The sequence below is a fragment of the Peptostreptococcaceae bacterium genome, assembly GCA_016649995.1.
GTDB lineage: Bacteria > Bacillota > Clostridia > Peptostreptococcales > BM714 > BM714.
Genome location: JAENWJ010000037.1, coordinates 1 through 16,520, shown reverse-complemented (window position 1 = coordinate 16,520; position 16,520 = coordinate 1). Strand labels below are relative to the sequence as shown.

Annotated in this window: 15 protein-coding genes; 14 read left to right on the top strand and 1 reads right to left on the bottom strand. The window is 41.3% G+C overall.

Going from position 1 to position 16,520, the window contains the following annotated elements; genetic code table 11:
• From JJE29_06910 to JJE29_06845, 14 genes are all read left to right on the top strand, one after another.
• The coding region (locus tag JJE29_06910; GenBank protein MBK5252344.1) for an S-layer homology domain-containing protein at positions 1 to 2,558 on the top strand (2,558 nt) is incomplete at its 5' end.
• A 307-nt stretch (positions 2,559 to 2,865) separates the two neighbouring features.
• Positions 2,866 to 3,810: an EamA family transporter gene (locus JJE29_06905; GenBank protein MBK5252343.1), complete on the top strand. Its 945-nt coding sequence runs from the start codon at positions 2,866 to 2,868 to the stop codon at positions 3,808 to 3,810.
• Between the two features lies 1 nt (position 3,811).
• Entirely contained in the window at positions 3,812 to 4,288 is a 477-nt protein-coding gene (locus JJE29_06900) for a flavodoxin domain-containing protein (GenBank protein MBK5252342.1), read from the top strand.
• Positions 4,289 to 4,377: 89 nt separating this feature from the next.
• Positions 4,378 to 5,175: a glutamate racemase gene (murI, locus tag JJE29_06895; protein MBK5252341.1), complete on the top strand. Its 798-nt coding sequence runs from the start codon at positions 4,378 to 4,380 to the stop codon at positions 5,173 to 5,175.
• A 444-nt stretch (positions 5,176 to 5,619) separates the two neighbouring features.
• Complete coding sequence (locus JJE29_06890) at positions 5,620 to 5,916, top strand: hypothetical protein (protein MBK5252340.1); 297 nt, start codon at positions 5,620 to 5,622, stop codon at positions 5,914 to 5,916.
• Positions 5,917 to 5,944: 28 nt separating this feature from the next.
• The gene (locus tag JJE29_06885) at positions 5,945 to 6,889 is read left to right on the top strand and encodes an ArsA family ATPase (GenBank protein ID MBK5252339.1); all 945 of its coding nucleotides are present in this window, start codon (positions 5,945 to 5,947) and stop codon (positions 6,887 to 6,889) included.
• A 157-nt stretch (positions 6,890 to 7,046) separates the two neighbouring features.
• Positions 7,047 to 7,190 (top strand): hypothetical protein, encoded by a 144-nt coding sequence (locus tag JJE29_06880; protein MBK5252338.1) that lies wholly within the window; start codon positions 7,047 to 7,049, stop codon positions 7,188 to 7,190.
• Positions 7,191 to 7,231: 41 nt separating this feature from the next.
• Entirely contained in the window at positions 7,232 to 8,002 is a 771-nt protein-coding gene (locus JJE29_06875; GenBank protein ID MBK5252337.1) for an ABC transporter ATP-binding protein, read from the top strand.
• The gene (locus tag JJE29_06870; protein MBK5252336.1) at positions 8,002 to 8,796 is read left to right on the top strand and encodes a metal ABC transporter permease; all 795 of its coding nucleotides are present in this window, start codon (positions 8,002 to 8,004) and stop codon (positions 8,794 to 8,796) included. The genes JJE29_06875 and JJE29_06870 overlap by 1 nt, the downstream gene beginning before the upstream one ends.
• Positions 8,797 to 9,183: 387 nt before the next feature.
• Complete coding sequence (locus tag JJE29_06865) at positions 9,184 to 10,467, top strand: trigger factor (protein ID MBK5252335.1); 1,284 nt, start codon at positions 9,184 to 9,186, stop codon at positions 10,465 to 10,467.
• A 44-nt stretch (positions 10,468 to 10,511) separates the two neighbouring features.
• Positions 10,512 to 11,093 carry an ATP-dependent Clp endopeptidase proteolytic subunit ClpP gene (clpP, locus tag JJE29_06860; GenBank protein ID MBK5252334.1) on the top strand — a complete coding sequence of 194 codons (582 nt, stop codon included), beginning with the start codon at positions 10,512 to 10,514 and terminating at the stop codon, positions 11,091 to 11,093.
• A 20-nt stretch (positions 11,094 to 11,113) separates the two neighbouring features.
• Positions 11,114 to 12,382, top strand: a complete 1,269-nt coding sequence (gene clpX, locus JJE29_06855; protein MBK5252333.1) for an ATP-dependent Clp protease ATP-binding subunit ClpX — start codon at positions 11,114 to 11,116, stop codon at positions 12,380 to 12,382.
• Positions 12,383 to 12,503: 121 nt separating this feature from the next.
• On the top strand, positions 12,504 to 14,843 hold the full coding sequence (gene lon, locus JJE29_06850) for an endopeptidase La (GenBank protein MBK5252332.1): 2,340 nt from the start codon (positions 12,504 to 12,506) through the stop codon (positions 14,841 to 14,843).
• Complete coding sequence (locus JJE29_06845) at positions 14,840 to 15,445, top strand: YihA family ribosome biogenesis GTP-binding protein (protein ID MBK5252331.1); 606 nt, start codon at positions 14,840 to 14,842, stop codon at positions 15,443 to 15,445. The genes lon and JJE29_06845 overlap by 4 nt, the downstream gene beginning before the upstream one ends.
• Before the next feature lie 53 nt (positions 15,446 to 15,498).
• On the opposite strand, the gene JJE29_06840 is transcribed toward JJE29_06845, so the two are convergent.
• The gene (locus tag JJE29_06840) at positions 15,499 to 16,389 is read right to left on the bottom strand and encodes a DMT family transporter (protein ID MBK5252330.1); all 891 of its coding nucleotides are present in this window, start codon (positions 16,387 to 16,389) and stop codon (positions 15,499 to 15,501) included.
• Positions 16,390 to 16,520: the final 131 nt, after the last annotated feature.

Below are 16,520 nucleotides of genomic sequence, written 5' to 3'. Positions count from 1 at the left end.
GTGCTGCCGGTAGGAACGCGAAGCAGCTTGCGCAGGATTACCTGTATCTTAATGCTGCAGGCAAGACAACCGATTCGGCAGTGGTACTTGAGCTTGTAAAGGCGATGCAGACAACGTCTGGTGCTCTTTCGGGGGACATATACACTGACGCGCCAGCATTCGATCTTCTAAGAGAATCCGGAGCTTTAAATGAAATATCCACCTCTGGCGCTGTTTCATATTTGACAGGATTACAGGGAACAGATGGATCATGGGGAGATTGGGACTGGTTTGATTCGAGTGTGTGGGCTGGTGATTTCGTGTCAACTGCACAAGTCGTAAGAACTCTTCATGAGTTTGAACCCGGATCAGAGGTTATGACATCTGGCGCAGCCTGGCTTTCGAGCAAGCAGACATTTCAGGGATCATTTGTAAATGGATATGATGATCCATTTATTGATACAGCAGAGATGCTAAAGGCCATGACTCTCATAGACAGCGACTGGAAGACAGGCACTACTGAAGGTGCAGCTGCCGTAAAATATCTGGCAGAAGACGGTTTTAACAATGTAGGAACCTTCGGATCAGGCGCGAATCTGATGGACGACATATGGGCGCTTGAGGCATATCTAAGTATGGGCGCCGAACTTGAACTTGGGCTTTCGATTTCGCCTTCAAATAGTTCCGTTACGGAAAACCAAACTAAACAGTTTGAGGCTTGGGTAATCGGATTGGACGGAACGGAGAATGTAACAAATGATGTGTCATGGTATGTAAGTGACACATCCAAGGCGACAATTGATGCCAGCGGTCTTTTGACAGCAAATAATTCCGGAACAATCGAGGTTAGGGCCGCATACAACGGGCTATTCGATGAAACGAATCTTACAATCTACGATTATGTGGCTCAGGTCGAAAGGGCATTTGTGACCGTAAATGGATACGGAAGCAAAATTCTTTCAAGTTCTTCCGTGACAATAAATCACGGAGATTCAGTGCTCGATGTTACAAAGAATATTTTGGACAGCAGGGGGATTAGCTACACGGCATCTGGCGGTTATGTGAGCGAAATCGGAGGACTTTATGAGTTTGATCATGGAATTCGAAGCGGATGGATGGTAAAGTTGAATGGTTCTGCTCCTTCAAGCGGGGCAGACAGTGTTTCGGCGAGAGATGGTGACAGCATTGAATGGTTCTATTCTTCTGACTGGACTGAGGAAGAGGGCGTATTTGCAGGAGAAGAAGGATTGATTGAGGAAATGGCAGAGATTGTTCTCGAAAATGCCGATGCAACGGCTGATGAGCTTAAGGATGCATTCGACTCCTTGATGAAAGAAGAAGGCGAGGACGCCGGAGAAACTCTAATGCTTTTGGCGAAAGCTGCCATCAAGAAAGCAGGAGAGACTTCCATAGTGATGAATAATGGCAAACCAGCTGAAATGAGGGCTTCTGCGCTCGAGGATCTTGCCGAAGCTTCGGCTGAAAAGGCGGCGGCAATACAAGAGGCTTTCGAAGATGAAGGCATTGTTCTGGATAAGGAACTCAAAAGCAGGGTTGCGGTTATAGTTGAAGATGATGACGATACAGCTTCCGTAGCTTTTGCATCGGGAGCACTAAGCAGGGCGTTCAGTGCAGAAGTGGACGAGGTTGCAGTTGTCACACCATGGGCAGAGGTGGCGCTTTGCGCTGATACGCTCAGCGAAGAAGATATGGAAAAGGAAGTTGTAGTAGAAGTGAAACCGGTCGATATTTCGGATCTTCCGGAAGGCTCGGATGTGGCGAAAGGCGCAACGATTCTAGATATGAATCTATTTTTGGACGGAGTTAAGGAAATCGATTTCAATGGAATCATGAGAGTTTCCATTTCTTTTGATTTGCAAAAGGGCGACGATGCGGCTGCTCTTACGGTATACTGGCTCAAGGACGACGGAACGGTTGTTCCTGTGGGTGGAACATACAATGAGGAAACAGGTATGATAGTGTTTGAAACAAATCACTTCAGCAAGTACTTCGTTGACGAGTCTGATGTTTCGTTTGAAGACATGGAGCTTGCCACCTGGGCTGAAGATGAAGTAAGTGCTATGGCAGGGAAGGGTTTTATAAAGGGAAGAAGCCAGGGTTTATTCGATCCTTCAAAAGATATAACTCGTGCGGAATTTGCTGCAATTGCGACAAGGATTCTTAATCTTAAGACTCCAAAAGACTATGATACGGGCTTTGCAGATGTGGCTGGCTCGGAATGGTACGCGGATGCTGTAGCATCTGTCAAGGCAGCGGGGTTAATGAATGGAAAAGGCGATGCATCGTTTGACCCCAATGGAAAGATCACGCGCCAGGAGCAGGCGGTCGTACTTGCGAATGTTCTCAAACTCTATGGATATGAAGACGGCGAAGCGGATCTCAATGATACGTTCGAGGATGCAGAAAGCATTGCTTCGTGGGCTGAGGACGGAGCGGTTTGCGTGGTTTACCACGGTCTAATTAACGGAATCGATGGCCGGTTTGCACCGACAGAACGTGCTACAAGGGCGGAGTCTGCGGTAATTATGTACAGACTTTATACAAAAATACTGAAATAAGTATAATTGATATTCTTCAAAGATATGATTGTTGAAATTAATGGTAAGAATATGAAGCGGCTCCGATTTTGGTGAGCCGTTTTAATTTGTCGGTAAAATATGTATAAACAATGCGAAAAGTGGTATTATAAATATGTACATTGAATATTCGAATATATCTTTAATCATTGGAATAAAATTGTTGTTTTTACTGTTTTTTTCCCTAGCAATATTTTAAATAAGTATTGATAAAACGAATTTGCTTTTATGATGACAAGTGCGATTTATATTTGTATGTTAAGGATCGGGATGCTTAGGAGGAATGGGAATGGAAGGTAAATCAAAAGGCTATTCTCTAGTGATTCTATCCGCGTTTCTTTGGGCGACAACGGGTATTTTTGGAAGTTTTTTGATGGATGGAGGGCTGGGTTCAAATCAGGTCGCTTTTTTAAGGATGTTTGGTTCGTCTGCCATTCTTTTTTTTGTTTTTGCATTTTTCAAGCCTTCAAATTTTAAAATCGACCGCAAAGGCATTTTGGTTACTATGCTTTTCGGGTTGCTGGGCCAGGCAGCTTTGAATTGGCTATATTTTGAAACTCTACGGCTGACTTCTGTTTCGACGATTACTGTTTTTCTTTATACATCGCCGGCATTCATTGCGGTTATGGCATACTTTGTTTTTGGCGAAATTTTCGATTCCGGAAAAGGAATTGCAATGATTTTGAGTTTTGCAGGATGCCTGCTGGTATGCACGGGAGGTGATATGGCAAATTTGGCAATCAACTCGCGGGGAATAATTACAGGATTGGGAGCGGGAGTGGCGTACGCTGTTTTCACTATACTATGCAAATATTTGTCGAAAGGCTACAATGAAATGACAATCATATTTTATGCAATGGTCTTTGGCTGGATATTCTTCTTGCCATTTTCCCAAATTGGTGGAATCATGAATGCCGATTGGTCGCGCGAAATGGCGGCAATGGCAATTTTGCATTGGTTGATTCCGACGGTTATTGGATATAGTATATACATAAAAGCCTATACATATGGAATAGAAGCTTCAAAGGCTGGTATTTTGGCATCTACGGAAGTGGTATTTGCTGCAATTCTTTCATTTGCGATATTCAATGAGCCCATGGGGATTGTTAAGATTTTTGGGATTATTCTAGTCATGGCGGGGGCATCAGCCTTTGCTGTCAAGCAGAAATTCGGGGCTTCTGCGGTAGAAGTGGAAACGCCGGATGCTGAGGAAACGGGTATTAAAGGAGGGTAATATGAAGACATTAATCGTTTGCGCTTCAAAGCATGGAGCAACAGAAATGGCGGCTAAAAAGCTTGTGGAAAAACTGGATGGAAGCGTTGATTGTGTCAATCTTAAAAAGAATCAGCCAAAATCCATAGACGGGTATGAAAGGGTCATATTTGGTACTTCGATTTATGCCGGCAAGGTGCACAAGGAGCTTGTGCGCTATGTTGCTGAAAATGAAGCGCAACTCGCGAACAAGAAATATGCTTTTTTCGTGTGCTGCGGATTTGAAGCCAAGGCCGAGACATATCTGAGGGAAAACTTTTCAGATGAGCTGATTGACAATGCAATCTTCGTAAAATACTTTGGGCAGGAAATAGTATTGCGCAAAATGGAATTTATGGAGAGAACAATATTCAAGGCAGTTTCGAAATCGAGTGAGGACATTCATGACATAAGGGAGAAAGAGATTGAGGAAACCGCCGAAATTTTAAATGGCATGTGAGGTTGAAAACCGAACATGGCTTTCTACATTAGATTATAGCAAGCAAAAGGATTTTTTGTCATTGACTAAATAAGAGGGGAGCTTAACATATGAAACATAGAGATAAAATAGGGATTATAGATTCTGGGATAGGCGGATTTACAGTTGTAAAGGAACTGCGAGAGTTGTTGCCCAATGAGGGCATAATTTATTTTGGGGATAATTTGAATTGTCCTTATGGAAATAGGAGCAAGGAAGAAATCTTAAGGCTTACGTTGGATATGCTGGATTTTTTAAATGAAAAAAAAGTTAAAGTTGTTGGTATTGCATGTAATACCATTTCAACATTAATTGAAGACTATAAAGACAGGTATGATTTTCCAATACTGGATATAATAACTCCGACGGCGGATTATGTTGTTGATAGCAAAAAAGACAATATAGGGATAATTGGAACCACTTTTACTATAGAGAGTGGATCATATCAAAAAAAGATTTTAAGTGGAAATGGCAACATCAAAATTGTTGGGGAACCATCACCGGACTTGGCCGAGTTGATTGACAGTGGGGATTTTGATTCACCTATTATCAAAGATGTCATTAAGCATCATTTGAATAATATAACAGTAGGCAACGAAGTTTCATATTTGATATTGGCATGTACTCACTATCCTATTGTTGAAGATGTATTTAAACTTGAAGCACCAAATCTGGAAATAATAAATCCGGGTTATTATTTGGCAGAGAAAATCAAATTGACCTTAAAAGATAATAATATGTTGGAAGAAGACAATAATATGGAAACCGCGATTGAAATATTCACAACAGGAAATGCAGAGATTTATTATAATACAATCGAGAAACTTAAAATCAAAGATAAATTTTGTGTTAGCAGCATTAGTATATAAATAAAATATAATGCAGTTAATATTTTTAGAGATATCGAAATGATGTCGTAAAAGGATACTATTAAAGATAAGTTTTTCATATGCGCGTTGAACGGCAAATATCGAAATTTCGGATTAAATTACAGGAATCGTAGAAAATATTTTATGGAATGGGAAATACTACATATAAGACATCAAAAAACCCCGGACAGGCGTCGGGGTTTTAAATATGTACTAAAACGAACAAAATCACATACACAACTAAATAATATTCGGGATTTCGAATTATGGAGTTTCAGCCTCTTGACGCATGTGATAAAATACAAATAGGCGTGGGGGGTATTTAGAAGACCTATATATGCAAAATAGGCATTCATTGCCGCTTTTCGCTTTTTAGAAGTCGAAAACCGGTTGTTTAGATATATAATTATGAATAAAGGTCACTTTGACGAAGGAGATGATGACATGTCTAGATACGATGAAAAAATCGGATTCTTTCAATTTATGAAGGAGTTTTTTGGCGCGGCAACGGATTTTAACAGAAAATCGAAATCTATGCTTGATAAGGAAGCCATGGATCAGATGGATAATTTTATGTTGATTTGCTTTGCCGATAATTTGGGGATTCCCATTCCAACCAGCTACTACACATTGGAACTTCTGCCTTATCTTGCCGAGGATTTGGAGAAATGGCAGAGAAGGATGATGAGCAGGAAATCAATATGGCAGGAAAAATGGGGAGACTGGGACCTTGATGTATAGAACCAAATTCAGATGAGGAGTGATATATATGAATAAAATTGTATTTTTTGGAGGAAAAGGCGGCGTCGGAAAAACAAGCTGTTCGGCCGCTTTCGCCGTATATTCGGCGAAGCAGGGTAAAAAGACTCTTATTGTTTCAACGGATCCGGCCCATTCGACTTCGGATATTTTTGAAATGAAGATTGGTATGGATGTTACGCCGATCAGGGACAATCTGGACGGGCTTGAGATAGATGCTGAATATGAAAGCGATAAATATATTTCGGGAGTGAAGCGCAGCCTTGGAAAGGTTATAAGTCCCATAATAATGGAGGAAATCAATCGCCAGCTTGACGCAGCGTCCATTTCTCCCGGAACCCATGAGTCTGCAGTTTTTGACAAAATGATAGAAATAATAGTGGAAAAAACCGACGACTATGATCAAATAGTATTCGATACGGCTCCTACGGGACATACTATTAGATTATTCTCTCTTCCTGAACTCCTAGGTGTTTGGATGGATTCGCTTCTTGCAAAACGAGGGAGGGCCCTTGAGGTCTCTCAGATGACCAAGTCGGTAGACAGAGGTTCAAAGGCATATCTTGACCATGATCCTATTCTAAAGATATTAAATAGAAGAAAGACGAACATGGAGAAGGCCAGAGAGATAATGATTGACGATAAGCAGCTCGATTTCATTTTTGTCTTAAACGCGGAAAAGCTTCCGATTGAGGAAACCAAGAAGGCCATCGATATTCTTAAGAAATACAACATGCCTGTAAGAAAATTGGTTATAAACAGGATACTTCCGGAAAAAATGTCAGATGATTTCTGGAAAATAAAAAAAGAAGACGAGATCAAGTATGTGGCTGAAATCGAGGATTTCTTTAGCGATAAAAGCATTGCCAAGCTGCCGCTTTTGCCAAAGGATATGAGAGCCCACAATATAGACGACATGGCTGAGTACTTTAAGGATGCATTTACAAACGAATAAAGATGACCAATAACAGCATTAAGCTGAGCCGTCCTTTTTATTGGGATGGCTATATTTATTTGGCATAAAAATGGGTATCAATGATTCGAAGATTAAAAAGTTTTTTGCAAAGTGGTCTCGCAGGGCCTCGGTTTTATAGAAAAGGCGGGTGCGTATTATGAAAATGTGCAAGCTTGATAAGGAAGAATACAAGAAGCGCCTTGAATCCATGGTCAAGAAAAAATACGAGTGTGAAAAATGCGGCCGTAAGTCTGAGAAAAAGAAAGACCTATGCAAACCGGCCAAGCGCAAAAAAGATTAGAAAACGGATATAGGTTCGGGGAAGGATGGATGATTTGCTTTATGAAGACAGCTATTGAAATTACAAACCTAAAAGTATGCTATGACAATAATTGTGTATTGAACAATGTGAATATGAAGGTTGCGGAGGGTGAGTTTCTTGGCATAATCGGTCCAAATGGAGGGGGCAAGACGACCCTTGCCAAGGTGATACTTGGAATAAAGGAAGCGAGCCAAGGAAATGTGCTTATATATGGAATGCCTCCCAAGAAGGCTCGTGGAATGGTGGGGTATGTTCCTCAATTTACGACATTTGAGAAAGACTTTCCAATCAGCGTTGAGGAGGTAGTCTTAACCGGCATGCTAGGAAAGGTGAAGCCTTTTAGAAAGTATGGAAAGGAAGAGATGATTAAAGCTGATTCAATAATGGAAAGAGTTGGACTTAAGCATTTGAAAAAGAATATTGTAAAAACGCTTTCGGGTGGAGAAACGCAGAAGATGCTTCTTGCCAGGGCGTTGGTTGTGGAGCCTAAAATACTTATTCTTGACGAACCTACAGCTAGCGTTGATACAAAAGCCAAGGACGGAATATATGATTTGCTTAAGGAACTCAACAAGGAGATAACCATTATGCTCATAACACATGACTTGGGAGTGGTATCGGCATATGTAAAAAGCATCGCTTGCGTCAATGTTGAGTTATTCTATCATGGTGAATCGAAAATAAATGAAAACATAATTGAGCATACATTCGGGTGCCCTGTGGATCTTTTGGCCCACGGTGTACCTCATCGTGTACTTAGGCCCCATAAGAGGGAAGGGGGCAAGAGTTGATGGATGATGTAATTAGAAATATATTTATGGACAGGGTTGTTGTTAGTGCATTTTTTGCGAGCATATTGTGCGGAATTGTTGGGACTGTAATAGTAGAAAAGAACATAGTGATGATGAGCGGTGGGATAGCCCATATGGTTTTTGGAGGGGTTGGCCTCGGATTTCTTATGGGGTTCGAACCTGTTTGGGGGGCACTTGCATTTGCAGTGGCCGGGGCTCTAATAATGGCGGCAATAAAACAACGTGATTCAAGGCATATTGATGGGCTGGTTGGAGTACTCTGGGCATTGGGGATGGCACTAGGAAGCATATTCATTTATCTTAAACCGGGAGAATCGCCAAATATAGATGTGTATCTTTTCGGTGATATAGAGGCGGTTAGGCTGTTTGATTTGTATCCAATGGCTATTTTGACCTCAATTGTTGCAGTTTTGGCATTGGCATATATGAACCATTTGAAGGCCTACCTTTTTGATGAGACTTTTGCAGAAGTCTCATCTGGAAGGAAGAGCATATTCGACTACTTTGTATATATTATTGTAGGCGTTTCGGTGGTTGTTATTCTAAGGTTGGTGGGCATAATACTGGCCATAGCGCTTCTTACCATTCCACCCATGATTGCCGGACGGTTTACTAATCGAATAGAATCTACAATGGCGCTTTCATCAGTTTTGGGTTTTATTTTTACATTGGCAGGAATAGGTTTGGCATATAAATATTCATTGCCATCGGGAGCAACGATTATCTTGGTTTCATCGGCGGCATTTGCTGCAACTCTGCCAATGGGAAGATAGATGTTACGCTGATGAATTTCTAAATATCGATTTTGGAAAAATTCCTGTAAATGCATGTTTTTTTGACTGAAAAGGGGCTGGAATCCGTTGAAATATTGTGAAAGTCTCCGAAAAAGCTTAAAACCGTGTTCAAATGGCAAAAAGGGGTTTACAAAGAGTTGACGAGTGGTATAATTTACAAGGATATGCATAGAAGCGAGGTTTATTGGTTACGCTAATACATCATGTATGATATAATGTATTAGCGTAACATGATAAACTTTTTTATGATAAGAGCCAGAAGGCCTGTGACTTTAGCCATGGAAGGTTCAATCGACCAACAGATGATAACCCCGGAACATGGGGAATAAGTTCACATATAATTAGAATTAGAGGAGGCACACAACGATGAGTTCAGAATTTGTAAAAAAGGAAAACAACAATGTCAGTTTGAAGGTAACGGTTTCAGATGAAGCTTTCAAGGAGGCAATAAAGAAAGCTTACTTGAAAAACAGAGGCCGATTCAATATACCCGGTTTTCGAAAAGGCAAGGCTCCGCAGAAGGTCATAGAGCTTCAATACGGAGTTGGAGTGTTTTATGACGACGCAATTAACTTGGCTTTTCCTGTGGAATACGAGAAGGCTGTAGAGGAACTTGGTTTGGAACCTGTTGGAAGACCCGATGTTGACATTGAAACTTTGGAACTGGGCGAGCCGGTTATTTTTACGGTTGATGTTATAGTCAAGCCTGAGGTTGTTCTCGGTGCATATGATTCTATAGAAGTGGAAAAAGTATCCTCAGATGTTACAGATGAGGAAGTTGATGCTGAGATGGAAAAGTCGAGAGATATGAATTCCCGTTTGGTTAGCATAGAAGATGAAGCAAAAAATGGCGATACTGCCATGATAGACTATGAAGGATTCGTAGGCGAGGAAGCTTTTGAAGGCGGAAAAGGAGAGAACCATCCTTTGGAATTGGGATCAAATCAATTCATACCTGGATTCGAGGAACAGATTGTAGGATGCAAAGCCGGTGAAGAAAAGGAAATTAAAGTGACTTTCCCGGATGACTATCATTCTGACGAACTTGCAGGAGCGGAAGCGACATTCAAGGTTGTTGTCAAGGAAGTAAAGCGTAAAGAATTGCCGGAGCTTGACGATGAATTGGCAAAGGATATAAGTGAATTTGACACATTGGAAGAGCTTAAGGCAGATACCAGAGCCAAAATGGAGGATGAAGCCGATAAGCGCGCAAAATCCGAAATAAGGAACAAGGTTATTGAAAAAGCTGTTTCAATATCTGAAATAGATCTTCCCGAAGTGATGGTAGAAAACGAAATCGATTCTATGATCAAGGACTTTGGATATCAATTGAAATACCAGGGCTTGGATTTGGACAAGTACTACGAAATTACTCAGTCTGAAGAAAAGGACCTCAGAGAGCAGATGAAAGAGGACGCCGAGAAGAAAGCGAAAACGGGCCTTACTGTTGAAGCTATTTCTAAGAAAGAGGCTGTTGAAGCTTCTGAAGAGGAATTGGAAGCTGAAATGGAAAAAATCGCCGAGCAGTATAAAATGGAATTGGATAAAGTGAAAATGACCTATAGCGGGGAAAATCTGGAGTATCTTAAGGAATCCATAGTTTCCAGAAAAACAATCGATCTTTTGGTCGAGAAGACAAAACTTGTTTAGATGCCCAACCATAAAAGGTATAATCGAAATAGGAGGTGTTTGATATGGCGTTAGTACCCATAGTTGTTGAACAGACAAACAGAGGTGAAAGGTCGTATGACATATTTTCAAGATTGCTTAAAGACAGAATTATTTTTCTCGGAGAAGATGTAAATGATGTGACAGCCAGCTTGGTGGTGGCACAAATGCTTTTTCTTGAAGCAGAAGATCCAGATAAAGACATTTCGCTATATATAAACAGCCCGGGTGGTTCCATTACTTCCGGCATGGCTATTTATGACACCATGCAGTTCATAAAGCCCGATGTTTCAACCATATGCGTGGGAATGGCAGCATCAATGGGGGCTTTTTTGCTGGCTGCTGGAGAAAAAGGAAAACGATATGCTCTTCCGAATGCTGAAATTATGATTCATCAGCCACTGGGAGGAACCCAGGGTCAGGCTGAAGACATAAGAATACATGCCGAAAGAATCATTAAAATAAGAGAAAAGCTCAATAAAATTCTAAGCGAAAGAACCGGACAGAGTTTGGAAAAAGTATCAAAAGATACCGACAGAGACAATTTCATGAGTTCGGATGAAGCTATGGAATATGGGATAATTGACAAGGTTATCAGTGCAAGGTAACATGCGAAAGAGGGGTTCTAATGGCTAAAAGTGATGAAAAAAAACAGCTTAGATGTTCATTTTGCGGAAAGACCCAAGACCAAGTTAGGCGACTTATTGCCGGACCGAATGTCTATATCTGCGATGAGTGTGTTGAGCTTTGCATGGAAATTATCAAAGAAGAATTAAATGAAACCTTTGATGTGGAAATGTCAGGCATATTGAAACCTGCAAAAATAAAAGAAATTTTGGATCAATATGTAATAGGACAGGAAGGCGCTAAAAAAACATTGGCGGTAGCTGTTTACAATCATTATAAGAGGATCAACAAAGAAAAAAAGGACGACGATGTAGAGTTGCAGAAGAGCAACATCTTGCTGATAGGCCCTACGGGTTGCGGGAAAACGCTTTTGGCCCAAACTTTGGCCAAGCTTCTTAAAGTTCCATTTGCAATCGCCGATGCAACATCTCTTACTGAGGCGGGTTATGTGGGAGAAGATGTTGAAAATATTCTTCTAAGGCTAATACAGGCTGCCGACTACGATGTGGAAAGAGCCCAAAAGGGAATAATCTATATCGACGAAATCGATAAGATTTCGCGAAAATCAGATAATCCGTCAATCACAAGAGATGTAAGTGGTGAGGGTGTTCAGCAGGCCCTTCTAAAGATAATCGAAGGAACGGTTGCAAGTGTTCCTCCACAGGGCGGCAGGAAGCATCCCCAGCAGGAGTTCATACAGATTGATACAAGCGACATTTTGTTCATATGCGGAGGAGCATTCGATGGCATAGACAAGATTATACAGCGCAGAATCGGAGAAAAGAACATTGGTTTTGTTGCGGATATAATAGGAAAAGAAGAGCTGGAAATAGGCAAGCTTCTAGAAAAAATGTTGCCGATGGACCTATTGAAATACGGATTGATTCCGGAATTCATAGGCAGAGTGCCTGTTTATGCGGGCCTGCATGAATTGAAAGAAGATGCTCTCAAGCGGATACTTTTGGAGCCAAAGAATGCTTTGGTTAAACAATACAAGAAGCTTTTCGAGCTTGATGGAGTTGAACTTGAGTTTGAAGACGAGGCGGTTGACGAAATTGTGAAAGAGGCCGTAAAACGAAACACCGGGGCCAGGGGCCTCCGAAGCATCATTGAAAGCGTAATGAGGGATATCATGTTCGAGATTCCTTCAAGGGACGATATCAAGAAGTGCATAGTGACAAAGAAAACAATTAGCGAAGGGATTCAGCCAAAATTGGTTTTCGGAGAAAGTAAACAAAAGCACATTAGAAAAGAAGAAAATGTGTCGTAGAAATGACTGGATAAGAAAGCGGGTTTCTCGCTTTCTTATTTAATTAAGCGGCTTAGTGTTTGAGAATCGATTTTATAGAACCGGACTTGATATGCGGACCGGTGAAAAGGAGAGTGGCAACATGGATGAAATCAAAAAGAACCTTATCGAACTCCCGATGATTCCGCTTAGAGGACTTACAGTTTTTCCTAATATGGTCTTGCATTTCGATATAGGCAGGGAAAAATCAATCAAGGCGCTGGAAGAAGCCATGATGATGGATCAAATGATCTTTTTGTCTTCTCAGATGGAAGTTGAGGTTGATTTGCCGACCGGTTCTGATTTTTATAAAGTGGGAACAGTTTCAAAGATAAAGCAAATGCTTAAATTGCCGGGAGATGCAATTAGGGTTTTGGTTGAGGGTGTAGATCGCGGCAAGATAGTGAAAATAATTGAAGAGACACCTTTCTTCAGGGTAGAAGTTGAAGAATATGTTGATGAAGATAAGATGGAAGTAACAAAAGAATGCGAGGCATTGATGCGTACAGTAATCAATGCGTTTGAAGAATATATTAGCGCAAGCAACAAGATTTCTCCGGAAGTGCTTATAACTGTTTCCTCTATGGAGGAACCGGGACGTCTTGCTGATGCAGTGGCTTCACACATGCTACTAAAAACGAGCCAGAAGCAGGAAATTCTCGAAGCGCTAAATCCGAAGGAGCGTTTGGAAGTGCTTTATCAGATACTTCTTAAGGAGATTGAAATTCTTGAGATAGAGAACGAAATTGACAAAAAGGTTAGGGGTCGTCTTAGCAAGATTCAGAAGGACTATTACCTCAAAGAGCAAATGAAGGCTATTCAGGATGAACTAGGTGAAGGTCCAGGATATGACGAGGACATAGAAGAGCTTTATCAAAAGCTTGAAAAAGCCAAGATACCAAAGAATGTAAGAGAAAAAATCGAGAAGGAAATAAAGCGATTGAGTATGATGGCGCCGGGTTCCGCTGAGGGTAATGTCATAAGGTCTTATGCGACATGGCTCCTGGATTTGCCGTGGAATAAGCAGACAAAAGACAGCATAGATATCAAGAAGGCAAAGAAAATTCTTGATGAGGACCATTACGGTCTTAAGGATGTAAAGGAAAGAATACTCGAATATCTTGCAATAAGAAAGCTTGTAAAGAGTATGAAAGGTCCGATAATTTGCCTTGTGGGGCCTCCGGGGGTAGGAAAGACTTCAATAGCAAAATCGATAGCCAGATCGCTTAACCGCAAATTCGTAAGAATGTCTTTAGGCGGTGTGAGGGACGAGGCGGAAATTCGTGGGCATAGAAGAACCTATATCGGAGCGATACCCGGAAGGATAATCTCGGCCATAAAGGATGCGGGTAGCAAGAATCCTGTTTTTCTTTTCGATGAAATTGACAAAATCAGCAGCGATTTTAGAGGGGATCCGGCTTCGGCACTGCTTGAGGTGCTAGACCCTGAGCAAAACAAGGAGTTTACGGACAACTATCTTGAAGTTCCCTTTGATTTATCTAAGGTAATGTTCATAACAACCGCTAATTCATTGATGGATGTCCCAAGCCCTCTCATAGACAGAATGGAAATCATCGAGGTTTCGGGGTACACGGAACCCGAAAAGACAAAGATAGCCGTCCGTTATCTATTGCCAAAGCAATTGAAGGAGCATGGCTTGAAACCTGAAAATCTTTCTATGTCTGATAGCACAATTAAGGATATTGTCGATTACTATACGAGGGAATCCGGAGTGCGGGAGCTTGAGAGGCAGATTGCCAAGATCTGCAGAAAAGCAGCCGTTAAGATTGTTGAGGAAAAAATTGATACAGTGCGTATTACCAAATCGAATTTGGACAAATACCTTGGCAGCAAGAAATATAGATATGATGTTTTAAGTCAGAAAAGCGAATTGGGACTTGCTACAGGATTGGCTTGGACGACTGTGGGCGGAGTGACCTTGACCATAGAGGCAACACTGATGAGCGGGAAGGGTGAAATTATTCTTACCGGACAATTGGGCGATGTCATGAAGGAGTCTGCGCAGGCGGGAATAAGCTATATAAGAAGCAAGGCTGAAGAGCTTGGTATAGACAAGGATTTTCATGAAAAAATGGATGTTCATATCCATATACCTGAAGGGGCAATACCAAAGGATGGCCCTTCGGCTGGAATAACCATGGCTACGGCAGTTATATCCGCCTTGACCGGTAAACCCATCAACAGAGAAGTTGCAATGACGGGTGAAATAACACTTAGGGGAAGAGTGCTTCCAATTGGAGGACTTAAAGAGAAATCTCTTGCGGCAGCAAGAGCTGGCATCACAAAGATTCTGATACCCAAGGAAAATGAAAAGGATCTTGACGATATCCCGGCAATCATCAAGCGAAAAGTCAAATTTGTTCCGGTTGAAAGCATGGATGAGGTTCTTGAGCATGCCCTTATGGACGGTGACCAAAAGTGAAAATAAAAAGTGCCGATTTTGTAATCAGCGCAGTTAGTCCGGCGCAGTATCCGGAAGACAATTTGCCGGAGATAGCCTTTGCCGGTCGTTCAAATGTAGGGAAGTCATCTCTGATTAATATGTTGGTTAACAGAAAAAAGATGGCAAGAACAAGCTCTACGCCAGGAAAGACACAGACTATAAATTTCTACCGCATAAATGAATTGATATACTTTGTTGATTTGCAGGGATATGGATATGCCAAGGTGTCTAAAAAAAGCAGGACTACATGGGGCAAAAGCATTATGAAATATTTGGGCGAGAGACAGATGCTTATGAATGTTTTTCTTTTAGTGGATATGAGGCATAAGCCGTCTGAACTCGACAAGACTATGTTCGATTGGATAAAAGGCAACGGATATAGGGGGATTGTCCTTGTTACGAAGACCGACAAGATACCCAGGAGTAGGAAAGAAAATCATTTAAAGGAAATTAGGCAGACGCTTGGGATGGAAGAGGATGATGTCATCATACCGATTTCAACAAAGACAAAAGAGGGTCTCGAAGAAGTATGGAATGTAATAGAGGATAAAATGGCGGAATTCGGCATTTTTGAAGAATAAAATATGCAAAAAAGCGGCTGATAATTCAGCCGCTTTTTTTATGTTCTAAAACATTAGGCTGAGACGTGACCGCTGCGTCTTTTTCTGAATGGATTTAGCTCTGAAATAATAATTCCCGATAGAATGAGAAATGCTCCGAAAAGACCTTGCCCCGAAAGCATTGTTCCATATACGAAAAATTCGCAAATTGTTGCGAATACAGGCTCTCCCGAATAAATGAGTGCCGTATGCGATGCTGTCGTGTATTTTTGAGCTTTGTTTTGTGCTATGAATGCCAATGATGTGCAAATGACGGCGAGGAAAAGCATAGCTCCCCAATTCGAAGCGGTTGAAGGGAATGCGTGTTTTTCAAAAGATAGCGCCGCAATCATGCTGAAAAATCCAACACCGAAAATCTGGGTTATGGCTAAGAGTATTGCATTGCCTTTTTTTGCGAAAATCCCTACCGAGATTATATGCATTGCAAAACAGATTGCCGATAGGAATGTGAGAAAATCACCGAAGTTTATTTCGGAAAATCCGTATGTATTTCTAAGTGTAAGCAGCGCAAGTCCGGCGAGTGCCATTAGCGCTCCTAAAACGGCCGAAACAGACGGTTTGCTCTTGAAGAAAGCAATGCTTAATATAGGTACCAATACAACAGCGAAACCGGTTATGAAGGCCGAATTGGATATGCTCGTGTAAAGAAGACCAATTGTCTGTAGGGCGTAGCCCCCGAAAAGCATGAATCCTATCAGCATACCAGTGAAAAAAATTCTTGGGGTTATTTCCCTAAATTGTTTTTTGAAGAAGATAGCGGCTATTAATGCGGCCAATAAAAATCTTTGTGAAAGAAAATTAAAAACACCTATGTCCTCTATGAGTAGCTTGGTTAATATGAAAGAAATCCCCCATGACATCGTTACGAAGACGAGGGCGACATCTGCCTTGTGTTGTTTTGTCATTGCTATGGACCTCCGGATTGAAACTATGCATCCAAATCATTATATTTAAACCCAAAGCAAGTGTCAAACAATATAGTCAAAGAAGTGGGCAGAAAAAGAAGAAAGTGGAAAGAGAAAGTGGAAAGAGAAAG